A 14,918-nucleotide genomic window follows, 5' to 3' on the forward strand; every position below is an offset into this window, starting at 1 on the left:
ACTGGTACTAATAAGCCGATGACTTGATAACACACCGTTTGTTGGTGCTACGCGTCCACTGAGTGGTTCTCGATGTACGGTCGAGAACCGCATGACAACATTGACTTTGTTATGTGTTTGATTGAAACATCAATAGTGTTTCGGCGGCCATAGCGTGAGGGAAACGCCCGGTTACATTCCGAACCCGGAAGCTAAGCCTCACAGCGCCGATGGTACTGCAGGGGGGACCCTGTGGGAGAGTAGGACACCGCCGGACTCCTTTTAAACAAAATGGCCACCCAACGCTGGGTGGCCATTTTGCGTTCACACGAAGAGAATAGGGATCATCATGCCGGAAGAGGAAGAGCGCCGTCCGCGTCGCAACGACGACAAGGGACCGCGCGGTAGTCGTTCCTCCGGTAGGCCTTCTGATCGTGGCCGTGATGGTGCCGCCCCGCGTCGTGAGGGTGGATACGGCCGTGATGGTGCTGCCCCGCGTCGTGAGGGCGGTTACAAGCGTGATGGTGCCGCGCCGCGGCGTGAGGGCGGTTACAAGCGTGATGGTGCCGCGTCGCGTCGTGAGGGTGGATACATGCGTGATGGTGCTGCCCCGCGTCGTGAGGGTGGATACAAGCGCGACGGTGCCGCGCCGCGTCGTGAGGGTGGATACATGCGTGATGGTGCTGCCCCGCGTCGTGAGGGCGGTTACAAGCGTGATGGTGCCGCGCCGCGGCGTGAAGGCGGATACGGCCGTGATGGTGCCGCGCCGCGGCGTGAAGGCGGATACGGCCGTGATGGTGCCGCGCCGCGTCGTGAGGGCGGATACGGCCGTGACGGTGGTGCCCCGCGTCGTGAGGGCGGATACAGCCGTGACGGTGGTGCCCCGCGTCGTGAGGGTGGATACAAGCGTGAGGGTGGATACAAGCGTGATGGTGCCGCGCCGCGTCGTGAGGGCGGATACAAGCGTGGCGGTGGTGCCCCGCGTCGTGAGGGCGGTGATCGGGATCGTTCGCGGTCCTTCCCGCAACGTGGGGGAGCCGGCCGCGAGCGTCTCACGCAGGCCGCGAATGAGCGTCCGCGATTCGATGAGCCGCAGATCCCGGATGACGTGACCGCTCGCGATCTCAATGGAGCGGCTCGCAATGAGTTGAAGACACTGAGCAAGGAGAATGCCGAGCACGTCGCTCGTCATCTCGCGATGGCGTCTCGACTCATCGATGAGGACCCTGCGCTCGCCCACCGGCACGCACTGGCTGCCTCGCGCCGTGCTGGTCGTATCGCGATCGTACGAGAGACTCTCGGCATCACCGCCTACGCCACCGAGGACTTCGCTCTCGCTCTGCGCGAGTTGCGGACGTACCGCCGTATCTCGGGTAAGGATGATCAGATCGCGCTGATGGTCGACAGCGAGCGCGGCATCGGGCGCTCCGATCGCGCACTCGAGACCGGTAGGGCCGTCGATCGTTCGACGCTGGCTACGCCCGTCCGCGTTGCGTTGGCAATTGCGATGTCTGGTGCTCGGCTCGATCAGGGTGACCTTGAACTCGCGCTCGGTGAGCTCGAGATCCCGGAGCTGGATCCCGACCGCGCCTTCGAGTGGAGCCCCGCGCTGTTCGCTGCACGCGCTGCCGTACTTGAGGACCTCGGCCGCACGGAAGAGGCCGAGTTCTGGGCGCACCGGGCTGAGGTCGCCGCCGAGGCTCTGGGAGTCGATGAGGCCGGCGACGAGGAGATCTTCATCGAGGACAGCATGACCGAGGTCGATCTCGTCGAGGATGGCATCGACACGACCGCCGGGCCTGTTCCCGCCGAGCCTGTTCCCGCCGAGCCTGTTCCGGCCGAGTCGGAGGCCCTGGAGCCCACGGTCGAGGACGAAGTGCGCGAGCTCCTGGGCGAAGACGAGGCCGACGGCACGGACCCGGAGGCGTAGTGGCGCTCTTCTCCCGCAGGCGCTCGCTCCGCACACCCCTCGACGGCGTCGACACGGTCCTCGCAGATCTGGACGGCGTGGTCTACGCCGGACCCGGTGCCCTGCCGTTCGCGGTGGACAGCCTCAATGAGGCAGCGAAGTCTGCACGACTCGGTTACATCACCAACAACGCGGCGCGCACCGATGCCTCTGTCGCGGAACATCTGAGCAGTCTCGGGCTCCGGGTCGAGGCGTCCGAGGTCGTGACGAGTCCCCAGGCTGCTATGCGCCTGATGTCCACGATCGTGCCGGCACCGGCGACCATCCTGGTCGTGGGTGGTGACGGTCTCGTCGATGAGGTGCAGAAGGCGGGCTATACGGTCACGCGCAGCGCGGAGGACGCGCCGAGTGCCGTGGTGCAGGGGTTCGCTCCGGAGGTCGCCTGGACCGATCTCGCCGAGGCGGCGTACGCGCTCAAGCTTCCGGAAGAAGAGGGCGGCATCCCCTGGATCGCGACGAACACGGACTGGACGATTCCTCGCGAGCGGGGGGTCGCCCCGGGGAACGGCACGCTGGTATCCGCCGTCCATACGGCCATCGGTCGGCTGGCGACCGTGGCAGGCAAGCCTGAGGCCCCCATCTTCGAAGAGGCGCTCGCCCGTTTCGGGGCGCAGAAGGCCCTCTTCATCGGCGACCGCCTGGACACCGACATCATGGGGGCGAGTCGTGTCGGCATCGATTCGGTGCTCGTGCTCACGGGAATCGATCGTCCCAAGCATGTCCTCGCGGCGCCCGAGGGCTCGCGTCCGACGTACATCCTCGGCGACCTCCGCGAATTGCACGAGCCTTATCCGGAGGTCATCGAGCGAGACGGTGCCTTCCACGTGAACGGTGCCGCCGTGCGCGTCTCCGGGGCCGACGTCGAGATCGTGTCGGAGTCAGACTCGCAGATCGACCTGCTGCGTGCCGGCGCTGCTGCCATCTGGGCGTCGGGCACACCGGTGTTCGTCTTGCGCGTTCCCGAGCGCCTCTACGACGATCCCTTCCATCGCCCCTGAGCCATCTCGCGTGGCTCCTTCGCGCGTCTGCGGTGCCGCGTACAGTGGAACTCGTGAGTGATGAGAAGACGAGCGAGCCGACCGACGGCCTGTGGAGCCGTCTGCGCCTGATCGAGGGGCAGCCGCTTCCCGTGCGCGCCGCCGCTTACACGGCCGTGCACGACGAGCTCTCCCGCCGCCTCGAGAGCGGCGCGAAGCTCGATCATCGGGAGACGTCGGGATCCCGATGACGCGACTCGACGCTGCCCTCGCCGCCCGAGGACTCGCCCGATCGCGCAGCCATGCGGCGACACTCATCGCCGAGGGACTCGTGAGCGTCGCCGGCCGTCAGGTCGTGAAGGCATCCACCGCCGTGGACGATGAGATCGAGATCACCATCGCCGGCTCCGACCACTACGTCGGCCGCGCGGCCCACAAACTCATCGCCGGGCTCGACGGCTTCGAGATCCCGGTGGAGGGACGGCTCGCGCTCGACATGGGGGCGTCCACGGGAGGGTTCACCCAGGTGCTGCGCGAGCGCGGCGCTCGAACCGTGCTCGCTGTCGACGTCGGCCACGGCCAGATGGCCCCTTCCATCGGCACCGACCCCGGGGTCATCACCGTCGAGGGCTTCAACGTCCGATACATGACGCGCGAGAACCTGGCAGAGGCGACGGGCGTCGTGGGGGCGCCGGACCTCGTGGTCGGCGACCTCTCCTTCATCTCCCTGGAGCTCGTGCTGCCGGCCGTCGCAGCGGTCGCGACACCCGAGTCCGACATCCTGCTGCTCGTGAAACCGCAGTTCGAGGTCGGACGGACGGCGGTGCGCGGGGGACTGGTCACCGACCCCGCCACCCGTGCCGATGCCGTCGCGCGCACCGTGTGGAGCGCCTGGGACGTCGGCCTCGGGATGCTCGGCATCCTTCCCTCGCCGCTTCTGGGAACGCACGGCAACGCTGAATATCTCGTGCACCTCGCGCCGGGGCGTGGCAGCAATCCGACAGAATGGTTGGACACCATCAATCGACTGGCAGGAGGACGATGAACGAGCGCAACATCCTGGTCGTCGCCCATGCCGGCCGGGTCGAGACGGTCGACGCGGCGCGACGCGTGATCGACGCCCTTCGGGAAGCAGGTGCACGGCCGGTCCTGGCCGCTGACGACCACGAGGCCCTTGCTGCGGTGGACGATTTCTTCGCAGGCACCGATGTTCTCGGACGCTCCGTCGATCCCGCGGATCTCGAGCTCGCGATCGTGCTGGGCGGGGACGGGACGATCCTGCGCGCGGCCGAGTTGGTCCGCGACACGGGTGCGCCCGTGCTCGGCATCAACATGGGCCACGTCGGATTCCTCGCCGAGATCGATCGTGACGACATGGACAAGGCCGTGCGCCGAGTCATCGACCGCGACTACGAGGTCGAGGAGCGGCTCGCGCTGTCCGTGCGTGTGAAGGACGCTGCCGGAGCCGTCGTGTACGAGACCTGGGCGCTCAACGAGGCGACCGTGGAGAAGGCCAGCCGCGAGCGGATGATCGAGGTCGTGCTGGAGATCGACGGCAGGCCGTTGTCGAGCTTCGGCTGCGACGGCATGGTGATCTCCACTCCCACCGGATCGACCGCCTACAACTTCTCGGCCGGCGGGCCGGTCATCTGGCCCAGCGTCGAGGCGATCGCGGTGGTGCCGCTGTCGGCGCACGCGCTGTTCGCCAAGCCCCTCGTCGTCAGCCCCGGCGCCGCCGTCGCGATCGAGATGCTCGAGCGCACCGACGGTTCGGGGATCCTCTGGTGCGACGGTCGTCGCTCCCACGATCTGCCGCCCGGCGCGCGGGTCGTCGTCCGCCGATCGTCCCGTCCCGTGAGGCTCGCGCGTCTGCACCCCACCGCTTTCACCGACCGGCTCGTGCGCAAGTTCCAGCTCCCCGTCGAAGGATGGCGCGGCCAAGCCCTGGGGGCGCCGTCATGATCGAGGAGATGCGCATGCAGGGGCTCGGCGTCATCGCCGACGCGGTGCTGCCGCTGGGCCCTGGGTTCACGGCGATCACCGGCGAGACGGGTGCGGGCAAGACCATGGTCGTCACCGGTCTGGGGCTGCTGCTGGGCCAGCGCGCCGACTCGGGTGCCGTCAGGGCCGGCGCTGCACAGGCATCGGTCGCGGGCGTCTGGATCGTCCCGGAAAGCGGCGACGTCGCCGAGATCGTCGAGGACGCGGGCGGTGAGCTGGAGCCCGCCGGAGCGGGCACGGCGGAGTTGTACGTCTCGCGCACGCTGAGTGCCGAAGGGCGCAGCAGAGCGAGCGTCGGCGGCCGGGCAGCGCCCGCAGGGGTGCTCTCGTCCCTGGCGGACTCGCTCGTCGTGGTGCACGGACAGTCCGAGCAGCTGCGTCTGCGCTCCGCCGCCGCGCAGCGCGACGCACTCGACCGCTTCGGTGGGACACCGATCGCGGACGCGCTCGCGAAGTACGCGGATTCCTTCACGCGCTGGCGGGCACTGGACGCCGAGATCACCGAGATCACCGAGAACCGCGACCGTCGCGCCGAGGAGGGGGCCCGTCTCCGAGAGGCGCTCGCGCTGATCGAGGCGACGGCACCCGAGCCGGGCGAGGACCAAGAGCTCGCCGATCGGGCCGAGCGCCTGGCGAATGCCGAAGAGCTGCGTCTCGCGGCGTCGCTCGCCCACGGGGCGCTCTCGAACGAGGACGGTGAGCCCGACGCCTCTGCACTCGTCGCAGAGGCCCGTCGCGTGCTCGAGCGCGCGGCCGACGCCAAGCTCACCGAGATCGGTGAGAGCCTCGCTGACATCGGCTACCGGATCACGGATGCTGCGGGACTCCTGTCGGCCTACCTCGCCGACCTCGACGAGTCCGGTCCTCATGAGCTCGCTGCCGTGGAAGAACGCCGAGCTGCGTTAGGTGTCCTCGTGCGCGCTCACGGGTCCCTCGATGAGGCTTTGTCTCTCTGGCAGACCGGATCCGCGCGGCTCGCCGAGCTCGACGACGACGGCGACCGCATCGAGCGACTCGTCGCCGAGCGCGATGCGGCACGCGCCGAACTGGACGCCGACGCGGCGAAGCTGACGGCGACACGTACCGATGCGGCCACCCGTCTCGGCGAGGCCGTGACCGCGGAGCTCCACGCCCTCGCGATGCCCGATGCGCGGCTCGAGGTCTCGGTCTCCGAGGGTGCGGAGAGCAGCCATGGTCGCGATGACGTCGCGATCCTCCTCGCGCCGCATCCCGGCGCCGAGCCCCGCTCGGTCTCGAAGGGCGCCTCGGGCGGAGAGCTGTCCCGCGTCATGCTGGCCATCGAGGTCGTCATCGCCGCGACCGACCCCGTCCCGACCTTCGTCTTCGACGAGGTCGATGCGGGTATCGGAGGCGCTGCCGCCATCGAAGTCGGGCGGCGACTCGCCCGACTCGCCGAGAAGTCACAGGTCATCGCCGTCACTCACCTCGCGCAGGTCGCAGCCTTCGCGAACAACCACCTGTCCGTCGTCAAGGCCAATGACGGTGCGGTCACCGCCTCCAGCGTCCGGCGTCTGGAAGGCGATGAGCGGGAAGCAGAGATGGCACGACTGCTCTCGGGACTCGCCGATTCCGATGCTGCTCTCACCCACGCGCGCGAACTTCTCAGCCTCCGCGCCCCCGCCGCCTGATAGGATCGAAGCCCGTGATGAACTCTTCTTCCGCGGCACCCAAGAACGACACGACCAAGCACATCTTCGTGACTGGTGGTGTCGTTTCGTCTTTGGGTAAGGGACTGACGGCAGCCAGTCTCGGCAACCTCCTCACCGCCCGCGGTCTGCGCGTCGTGATGCAGAAGCTCGACCCGTACCTGAACGTCGATCCCGGCACCATGAACCCGTTCCAGCACGGTGAGGTGTTCGTCACGGACGACGGCGCGGAGACCGACCTCGACATCGGTCACTACGAGCGCTTCCTCGACATCAACCTGTCCGAAGCCGCCAACGTGACGACGGGCCAGATCTACTCGCAGGTCATCGCGCGCGAGCGCCGCGGCGAGTACCTCGGCGACACGGTGCAGGTCATCCCGCACATCACCGACGAGATCAAGCGACGCATGCGTCTGCAGGCGAGCGAAGACCCGCGCCCCGACGTGATCATCACCGAGGTCGGCGGCACGGTCGGCGACATCGAGTCGCAGCCGTTCCTCGAATCCGCCCGCCAGCTCCGTCACGAGCTCGGACGCGACAGCGTGTTCTTCGTCCACGTGTCGCTGGTGCCGTTCATGGGCGCTTCGGGTGAGCAGAAGACCAAGCCCACCCAGCACTCCGTCGCGGCTCTCCGCCAGGTCGGCATCCAGCCCGATGCGCTCGTGCTCCGCAGTGACCGTCCGGTCAGCGCGAGCAACCGGAACAAGATCGCCCTCATGTGCGACGTCGACGTCGAAGGCGTCATCAACACGGTCGACCTGCCGAGCATCTACGACATCCCGTCGACGCTGAACGAGCAGGGCCTGGATTCGTACATCGTGCGTCGGCTCGGCCTCGACCAGAAGGCGGCCGACGTCGACTGGACCCGCTGGAACAAGGTGCTCCACGCCGTGCATAACCCCAAGCACGAGGTGACGATCGGCCTGGTCGGGAAGTACATCGACCTTCCCGACGCGTACCTCTCGGTGACCGAAGCGCTCAAGGCGGGCGGCTTCGCGCAGGAGACCAAGGTCAACATCCGTTGGATCCCCTCGGACCTGTGCGAGACGCCCGAGGGCGCGCAGGAGCAGCTGGCCGAGCTCGACGGCATCTGCGTGCCCGGCGGGTTCGGCATCCGCGGTATCGAGGGCAAGCTCGGCGCGCTCAAGTTCGCCCGAGAGCAGGGCATCCCCACTCTCGGACTGTGCCTGGGCCTGCAGTGCATGGTCATCGAATACGCGCGGGATGTCGCCGGCATCGCGGGCGCGTCTTCCAGCGAGTTCGACCCGGAGACCGCCGAGCCCGTGATCGCGACGATGGCGGAGCAGGTCGACATCCTCGACGGCGGCGACCTCGGCGGCACCATGCGTCTCGGTCTGTACCAGGCGGCACTCGCCGAGGGATCCCTCGCCCGCGAGCTGTACGGGACTCCGGAGGCCGCCGAGCGACACCGTCACCGTTACGAAGTCAACAACGCCTACCGCGATCGCCTCACCGCTGCCGGTCTGATGTTCTCCGGACTCAACCCGGAACTCGACCTGGTCGAGTACGTCGAGCTGCCGCGCGACGTGCACCCGTACTACATCGCCACGCAGGCCCACCCGGAGCTGCGCTCGCGTCCGACCGACCCGCACCCGCTGTTCCGCGGTCTCGTCGGCGCCGCGATCGAACGTCACCGCGCGAGCGAGCTGTTCGACGTCAGTGCCGATGACTGAGTCGGCGGGGCACCTTCGCGACGAGCCTTTCGAGCCCGAGGTCCTCCACAGCGACCTCGTCTACGAAGGCTGGGTCTGGGACGTGCGCTCCGACCGGGTGCGCTACGGCGACGGCGAGATCGTGCGCGAGTACGTCGCGCACACCGGCGCCGTGGCGATCCTCGCGCTCGACGACGAGGAGCGCGTGCTGCTGATCCAGCAGTACCGCCACCCGATTCGTCACCGCGACTGGGAGCTGCCCGCCGGTCTACTCGACGTGGACGGAGAGGCGCCGCTCGAAGCCGCTCGTCGCGAACTCGCCGAGGAGGCCGACCTCGTCGCCGCGCACTGGGAGCCGCTGGTGTCCTCATGGACCACCCCGGGGGGAAACGACGAGATGATCCACATCTTCCTCGCCACCGGGATCACTGCTGCCGCCTCCGCGCACGAACGGGAGGACGAGGAGGCGGACATCCGCGTCGAATGGGTACCGCTGGCGGACGCCGTCGATGCCGTCCTCGCCGGGCGGATGCACAACGGCATCCTCACGATCGGTGTGCTGGCTGCGGCGCAGAGGCTGCGCGATCGGGACTGACCCATGCTGTTGGAGCGCGCTCTCGATGCCTACCTGCGTCACGTCACGATCGAGCGCGGTCTGAGCGAGCACACGATCGCGGCCTACCGGCGTGACCTCGGTGGATACTGCGAGTGGCTGGCCGGGGAGGGGATCGCCGACACGTCGGAGGTGACACCGACGGTTGTCGACCGCTTCATCTCGGAGCGTGCGTCGGCAGACCCCGCCCCTGCCTCCACCTCGCTCGCACGCCTGCAGTCCTCCGTGCGGGGCTGGCACCGGTTCCTGGCGCGTGAGGGGATCGAGGTCGACGACCCGAGCGGGAGACTGCGTCCGCCCAAGGCGCCGCGCCGGCTGCCCAAGGCGCTGACCATCGACCAGGTCGAGAGACTGCTCGCCGCACCGTCGCCCGAGGATCCGATCGGCGTGCGGGATCGCGCTCTCCTCGAGCTCCTCTATGCCACCGGCGCCCGCGTCTCGGAGGCGACCGGGCTCGACGTCGACGACCTGGCCCACGGCGATGTGCTGCGGCTGCGCGGAAAGGGCTCGAAGGAGCGCATCGTGCCGATCGGATCGTATGCGCGCGAGGCCGTCGACGCCTATCTCACGAGGGTGCGCCCGGCGCTCGCGGCGAAGGGACGGGCGTCCGCGCGGTTGTTCCTCGGCGCCCGTGGAGCGCCCCTGTCACGTCAGAGCGCCTGGCTGGTGATCCGCGCCGCCGCGGAGAAGGCGCAGATCACGGCGGAGGTGTCGCCGCACACGCTGCGCCATTCCTTCGCCACGCACCTGCTGCAGGGAGGAGCCGACGTCCGCGTCGTGCAGGAGCTGCTCGGGCACTCCTCGGTCGCGACGACCCAGATCTACACCCACGTCTCGGTCGACACCCTGCGGGACATCTACGCGACCTCTCACCCGCGCGCTCGCTGACGCCGCCGATCCGCGAGAGCCCGTGCCGCGTGCCGAGGCGGCTGCGGAACGGGGCGCCCGGTACAATCGACCAAGCACGAACGGAGCGGGAGAATCGGTGGCTGAGAAAGTGGCGAAGTCCAGGGCGAAGGCGCAGAAGGCCGACGAGACCCCCATGGGACCCACGGGCCGTCCGTATCACGGGTTCCCGACCCCCGAACCGTTGAAGTCCCACGGGCCTGCGCGCATCATCGCGCTGTGCAACCAGAAGGGCGGCGTCGGCAAGACGACCACGTCGATCAACCTGGCCGCGGCACTCGCCGAGTACGGCCGCAAGGTGCTCGCGGTCGACTTCGATCCGCAGGGCGCCCTCTCCGCCGGGCTCGGCATCCCCACCCACGACGTGCCGACGATCTACGACCTCCTGCTCGACACCAAGCGCGATGCCCATGACGCGATCGTGCAGTCGAGCGTCGAAGGTCTCGACGTCATGCCGGCGAACATCGATCTGTCCGCCGCCGAAGTGCACCTGGTCAACGAAGTCGCCCGGGAGACGATCCTCGCTCGCGTACTGCGACAGGTCGCGGGGGAGTACGACGTCATCCTCGTCGACTGCCAGCCGTCTCTCGGCATCCTCACGGTCAACGCGCTGACGGCGGCGCACGGCGTGATCATCCCGCTCGAGTGCGAGTTCTTCGCGCTGCGCGGTGTCGCACTGCTCATCGAGACGATCGACAAGGTCCGCGACCGGCTGAATCCCTCCATCACGATGGACGGGCTGCTGGCCACGATGTACGACCCGCGCACCCTGCATTCACGCGAGGTGCTCGAGCGTGTCGTCGAAGCATTCGGAGACGATGTGCTCGAGACCGTGATCGGCCGCACCGTGAAGTTCCCCGACGCCTCGGTGTCGGGCGTGCCCATCACCGAGTTCGCCCCCGAGCACGCGGCCGCTCAGGCATACCTGCGGCTGGCGCGGGAGCTGGTCGCCCGTGGCGCTGTCGCCTAGCGGAGAGTCCGTCGAGCCTTCGGACGTCGCGCCCTCCGAAGGCGCGAGAAGCGGGTCGGAGTCGCCCGCAGAGTCCGACCCGATCGAACCGGGCTTCCGGGTCTCCCTGTCGAACTTCGACGGACCGTTCGACCTGCTTCTGAACCTCATCTCGAAACACGAGATGGACATCACCGAGGTCTCGTTGAGCGCGGTCACGAACGAGTTCATCGCCTACCTGGGTGAGCTCGAGAACGACGAGGAACTCGATCAGGCCTCCGAGTTCCTCGTGGTGGCTGCGACGCTGCTCGACATGAAGGTGGCCGGGCTCCTCCCGCAGGGCGAGCTCGTGGACGCCGAGGCCGTCGCGTTGCTCGAGGCACGCGACCTGCTGTTCGCCCGCCTGCTGCAGTACCGGGCCTTCAAAGAGGTCTCGGCGTGGTTCTCCCGCTGCCTGCAGCGCGAGGACAGGCGCCACGTGCGTGCGGCGCGCCTCGACGAGAAGCACCGCTCGCAGACGCCGGAGCTCGTATGGTCGCTCACGGTGGACGACTTCGCGGCACTCGCGCTGCTGGCGTTCGCGCCGAAGGAGATCCCGCATGTCGGGCTCGACCATCTGCACGCACCGCTGGTCAGCATCCGCGAGCAGGCGGCGATCGTGGTCACCCTCTTGCGCGGCACCGAGTCACTGAGCTTCCGCGAACTCGTCGCGGGAGTGAGCGAGCCCGGCATCGTCGTGGCACGCTTCATCTCGGTGCTGGAGCTGTACCGGCACGCGGCGCTGACCTTCGAACAACTGGAACCGCTCGGCGAGCTCACGCTGCGCTGGGCAGCCGACTCCTGGTCGGACGAGACACTGGCGAGCTTGGGGGCCGACTATGACCGATGACCTGACCGAGATCGACACCGACGTGGAGACGGCGGACGAGGCGATCGGAGCGGCGACCGAGATCCCGCTCTCCGAACGCGTCGAGGCCATTCTGCTGATCGTCGACGAGCCGCTGGGACTGGTGGCTCTCGCCGCCGCCGTCGGCTCACCGGTGCCGGCGGTGCGACAGACGCTCGAGACGCTCGTCGACGACTACGACGGCAACGGCACGGGGCCTCGCCGCGGATTCGAACTGCGCGAGGTCGGCGGCGGCTGGCGACTCTACGTCCGTGAGGAACTCGACACGCTCGTCGCGGCGTTCGTCGGCGGGCAGGCTCCCGCGCGGCTGTCGCAGGCGGCCCTCGAGACGCTGGCCGTGATCGCCTACAAGCAGCCCGTGACGCGCAGCCAGGTCGCGTCCATCCGCGCCGTCAACGTCGATTCCGTCGTGCGCACCCTGCTCGCCCGCGGCCTGATCACTGAACTGTTCGCCGACTCCGAGACCGGCGCGATCAACTACGGAACGACCGACGCACTCCTGCAGCACCTGGGCATCAACTCGCTCGACGAGCTGCCCCCGATCTCCCCTCTGCTCGATGACGGCGCAGACGGTTTCGACGAAGGGACCATCCGATGACCGGCTTCGAGGCAACTGCAGGATCCGAGAGTGCGCCCGAGGGCGTGCGCCTCCAGAAGGTGCTCGCCGGCGCGGGAGTGGCGTCGCGCCGAGTGGTGGAGCAGTACATCACGGAGGGGCGGATCCGCGTCAACGGCGTGATCGTCACGGAGCTCGGGCGTCGGATCGACCCCGAGCGCGACCTCGTGGACGTGGACGGCACCGCGGTGCAGCTCGACGTCTCCAAGCGCTACGTCATGCTCAACAAGCCGACCGGCATCGTCAGCAGCATGAAGGATGAGAACGGCAGGCCCGATCTGCGCCGCTTCACGGACCAGTTCGAAGAGCGCCTGTACAACGTCGGACGCCTCGACGCCGAGACCAGCGGGCTCCTGATCCTCACGAATGACGGCGCGCTCGCCCACGTGCTCGCCCACCCGTCGTTCGGCGTGACGAAGGTGTACATCGCGAAGGTCGAGGGGACGGTGCTGCCCCAGACGATCTCGAAGCTCACCAAGGGCATCGAGCTCGAAGACGGCCGCATCGCCGCGGACAAGGCACGGCTGCTGGACACCTCACGCGGGTCGAGCCTGGTCGAGTTGACCCTGCACTCGGGGCGCAACCGGATCGTCCGGCGGATGCTCGCCGCAGTCGGTCATCCGGTCACGGAGCTCGTGCGCCGGCAGTTCGGGCCGCTCCACCTGGGAACCCTCCCGGCCGGGAAGACGCGGGAACTGACTAAAATCGAACTCGGCGCGCTTTTGACCTTGTCGCGCCGTGAATCCGGTGTCGCCGAGGCGCCAGGCGAGCAGGAGAACGAATGACCGATACGAGTGCGCCCACGGCGCGGAAGGCAGGTGCCGTCGCGCCTCGTCTCTCCGGGACCGTCCGCGTCGTCGGTGCCGGTCTGCTCGGGGCGAGCGTCGGCCACGCGCTCCGGTCGAAGGGTGTCGACGTCGTCCTGACGGATGCCTCGCCCGCGCAGCTGCGCCTCGCCGTCGACTACGGTGCCGGTCGCCTCGCCACCGACGACGACACCCCCTCGCTCATCGTGGTCGCCGTGCCGCCGGACGTGACCGCGGATGTCATCCAGGCCGAACTCGAACGCTTCCCCGAGGCCGTGGTGACCGACGTCGCGAGCGTGAAGCTCGAGCCGTTCCGCACCCTGCAGTCGCGGGGTGTCGACCTCACCCGGTACATCGGGTCGCACCCGCTTGCGGGCCGCGAACGCGGCGGGGCCATCTCCGCCCGCGCCGATCTGTTCGTCGGGCGACCATGGGTCGTGTGCCGCGACGAGGACACGAAGGCGACGGATCTCGCACTGGTCGAGGCTCTCGCCCTCGACGTCGGCGCGATGCCGCTCGAGATGACGCCGGAAGAACATGACCGTTCGGTCGCGCTCACCTCGCACGTGCCTCAGGTCGTCGCGAGTCTGCTCGCCGCCCGCCTCGCGGTGGCCGAAGAGGGCGCACTTCGCCTCGCAGGTCAGGGTGTTCGTGACACGACGCGCATCGCGGCTTCGGCTCCCGAGCTGTGGGTGCAGATCCTGGGCGCCAACGCCAGCCCTGTGGTCGAGATCCTCGACGCTCTCGCCGCCGATCTCGGAGAAGTGGCGGCCGCATTGCGCGAGCCGAGCGCGCCGGGAGCGCGACGTGTCGTCGCCGAGACGATCCGCCAAGGCAACGACGGCGTCGACCGCCTGCCCGGAAAGCACGGACAGAACCAGCGCTTCGAATCGCTCGTGGTCATGGTCGACGACACCGCCGGTCAACTCGGCCGCCTCTTCGGCGAACTCGGCGAACTCGGCGTCAACGTGGAAGACCTCCGACTCGAGCACTCGCCAGGGGCACAGTTCGGCCTCGCAGAGATCAGCGTCGACCCGGCAGCGCTGCACGGGGCGATCACCGGACTCCAGGAACGCGGCTGGCGGATTGCGGGGAACACCAATGACTGACACCTCGAGCGCGTCCACGGCGCCCGCACACGTGGCCGATGCGACGAAGTTCATCGCGATCGACGGACCGGCCGGTTCAGGCAAGTCCAGCGTGTCGAAGGCCGTCGCGCGCAAGCTCGGCTTCGGATACCTCGACACCGGTTCCGCCTACCGGGCACTCGCCTGGCATGTGCTCGACCGCGGCGCCGACACCTCGGACCCGGAGGCGGTCCGCGCGGCGGCATCCGACTTCCCGGTGCGCCTGGGCCTGGATCCTGACGACCGCACGGTTCGCGTCGGCGACACCGAGATCACCGAGGCCATCCGTGATTCGCGCGTGTCCGCCGCGGTGAGCGGCGTGGCCCGCGTGCCCGAGGTGCGCGCCCAGGTCAACGAGCTGTTCCGCGCGCTCGTCTCCGAGGCCGCCTACCCCGCCGTGGTGGTCGAAGGCCGTGACATCACGACCGTCGTCGCTCCGGATGCGCCCGTGCGGATCCTGCTCACCGCGGCACCCGACGTCCGTGCCGCTCGACGCGCCGGCGAACTCGCGGGCGAGAACGCGGCTGCTGTCGCCGCGGCGCTCCACAAGCGCGATGCCTCAGACAGTGCCGTTGTCGACTTCCTGAACGCCGCGGACGGCGTCGAGGTCGTCGACTCGACGGAACTCGATTTCCCCCAGACCATCGACGCCGTGCTCGCGGTGATCGAGCGAATCCAAGGAGCACACCGTGGCTGACGACGAATACGAAGGCGGCCCCGACCAGCTC

15 protein-coding genes and 1 rRNA gene are annotated in these 14,918 nt (G+C 68.6%); all 16 read left to right on the top strand.

All coding sequences use genetic code 11. The features are described 5' to 3' along the window. The first annotated feature begins 139 nt into the window (after window positions 1-139). The 16 genes from rrf to cmk all read left to right on the top strand — a co-directional run bounded on the left by rrf (window position 140) and on the right by cmk (window position 14,887). Window positions 140-256, top strand: a 5S ribosomal RNA gene (rrf, locus tag LC041_RS09110). Between the two features lie 315 nt (window positions 257-571). Further along, on the top strand, window positions 572-1,909 hold the full coding sequence (locus tag LC041_RS09115; protein ID WP_226532801.1) for a hypothetical protein: 1,338 nt from the start codon (window positions 572-574) through the stop codon (window positions 1,907-1,909). Then, a complete protein-coding gene (locus tag LC041_RS09120) occupies window positions 1,909-2,946 on the top strand; it encodes an HAD-IIA family hydrolase (protein WP_226532802.1) in 1,038 nt (345 codons plus the stop codon). The genes LC041_RS09115 and LC041_RS09120 overlap by 1 nt, the downstream gene beginning before the upstream one ends. Window positions 2,947-2,999: 53 nt before the next feature. Next, window positions 3,000-3,176 carry a hypothetical protein gene (locus LC041_RS09125; protein WP_226532803.1) on the top strand — a complete coding sequence of 59 codons (177 nt, stop codon included), beginning with the start codon at window positions 3,000-3,002 and terminating at the stop codon, window positions 3,174-3,176. Next, window positions 3,173-3,970, top strand: a complete 798-nt coding sequence (locus LC041_RS09130) for a TlyA family RNA methyltransferase (protein ID WP_226532804.1) — start codon at window positions 3,173-3,175, stop codon at window positions 3,968-3,970. The genes LC041_RS09125 and LC041_RS09130 overlap by 4 nt, the downstream gene beginning before the upstream one ends. Beyond that, window positions 3,967-4,887 (top strand): NAD kinase, encoded by a 921-nt coding sequence (locus LC041_RS09135; protein ID WP_226532805.1) that lies wholly within the window; start codon window positions 3,967-3,969, stop codon window positions 4,885-4,887. The genes LC041_RS09130 and LC041_RS09135 overlap by 4 nt, the downstream gene beginning before the upstream one ends. Next, a complete protein-coding gene (gene recN, locus LC041_RS09140; protein WP_226532806.1) occupies window positions 4,884-6,575 on the top strand; it encodes a DNA repair protein RecN in 1,692 nt (563 codons plus the stop codon). The genes LC041_RS09135 and recN overlap by 4 nt, the downstream gene beginning before the upstream one ends. Before the next feature lie 17 nt (window positions 6,576-6,592). After that, window positions 6,593-8,287: a CTP synthase gene (locus LC041_RS09145; protein WP_226533290.1), complete on the top strand. Its 1,695-nt coding sequence runs from the start codon at window positions 6,593-6,595 to the stop codon at window positions 8,285-8,287. Further along, window positions 8,280-8,861: an NUDIX domain-containing protein gene (locus tag LC041_RS09150; RefSeq protein ID WP_226532807.1), complete on the top strand. Its 582-nt coding sequence runs from the start codon at window positions 8,280-8,282 to the stop codon at window positions 8,859-8,861. The genes LC041_RS09145 and LC041_RS09150 overlap by 8 nt, the downstream gene beginning before the upstream one ends. Window positions 8,862-8,864: 3 nt before the next feature. Beyond that, window positions 8,865-9,767: a site-specific tyrosine recombinase XerD gene (gene xerD / locus LC041_RS09155; protein WP_226532808.1), complete on the top strand. Its 903-nt coding sequence runs from the start codon at window positions 8,865-8,867 to the stop codon at window positions 9,765-9,767. Between the two features lie 154 nt (window positions 9,768-9,921). Next, entirely contained in the window at window positions 9,922-10,755 is an 834-nt protein-coding gene (locus tag LC041_RS09160) for a ParA family protein (RefSeq protein WP_226533291.1), read from the top strand. Beyond that, window positions 10,745-11,623 (top strand): segregation and condensation protein A, encoded by an 879-nt coding sequence (locus LC041_RS09165; RefSeq protein WP_374197670.1) that lies wholly within the window; start codon window positions 10,745-10,747, stop codon window positions 11,621-11,623. The genes LC041_RS09160 and LC041_RS09165 overlap by 11 nt, the downstream gene beginning before the upstream one ends. Then, complete coding sequence (gene scpB, locus LC041_RS09170) at window positions 11,613-12,239, top strand: SMC-Scp complex subunit ScpB (protein ID WP_226532809.1); 627 nt, start codon at window positions 11,613-11,615, stop codon at window positions 12,237-12,239. Before LC041_RS09165 ends, scpB begins: the two co-directional genes overlap by 11 nt. Beyond that, the gene (locus LC041_RS09175) at window positions 12,236-13,042 is read left to right on the top strand and encodes a pseudouridine synthase (RefSeq protein WP_226532810.1); all 807 of its coding nucleotides are present in this window, start codon (window positions 12,236-12,238) and stop codon (window positions 13,040-13,042) included. Before scpB ends, LC041_RS09175 begins: the two co-directional genes overlap by 4 nt. Then, on the top strand, window positions 13,039-14,172 hold the full coding sequence (locus tag LC041_RS09180; protein WP_226532811.1) for a prephenate dehydrogenase: 1,134 nt from the start codon (window positions 13,039-13,041) through the stop codon (window positions 14,170-14,172). Before LC041_RS09175 ends, LC041_RS09180 begins: the two co-directional genes overlap by 4 nt. After that, window positions 14,165-14,887 carry a (d)CMP kinase gene (gene cmk / locus LC041_RS09185; protein WP_226532812.1) on the top strand — a complete coding sequence of 241 codons (723 nt, stop codon included), beginning with the start codon at window positions 14,165-14,167 and terminating at the stop codon, window positions 14,885-14,887. Before LC041_RS09180 ends, cmk begins: the two co-directional genes overlap by 8 nt. The last annotated feature ends 31 nt before the right edge of the window (window positions 14,888-14,918 follow it).

This window comes from Microbacterium paraoxydans, assembly GCF_020524545.1.
Taxonomy (GTDB): domain Bacteria; phylum Actinomycetota; class Actinomycetes; order Actinomycetales; family Microbacteriaceae; genus Microbacterium; species Microbacterium paraoxydans_C.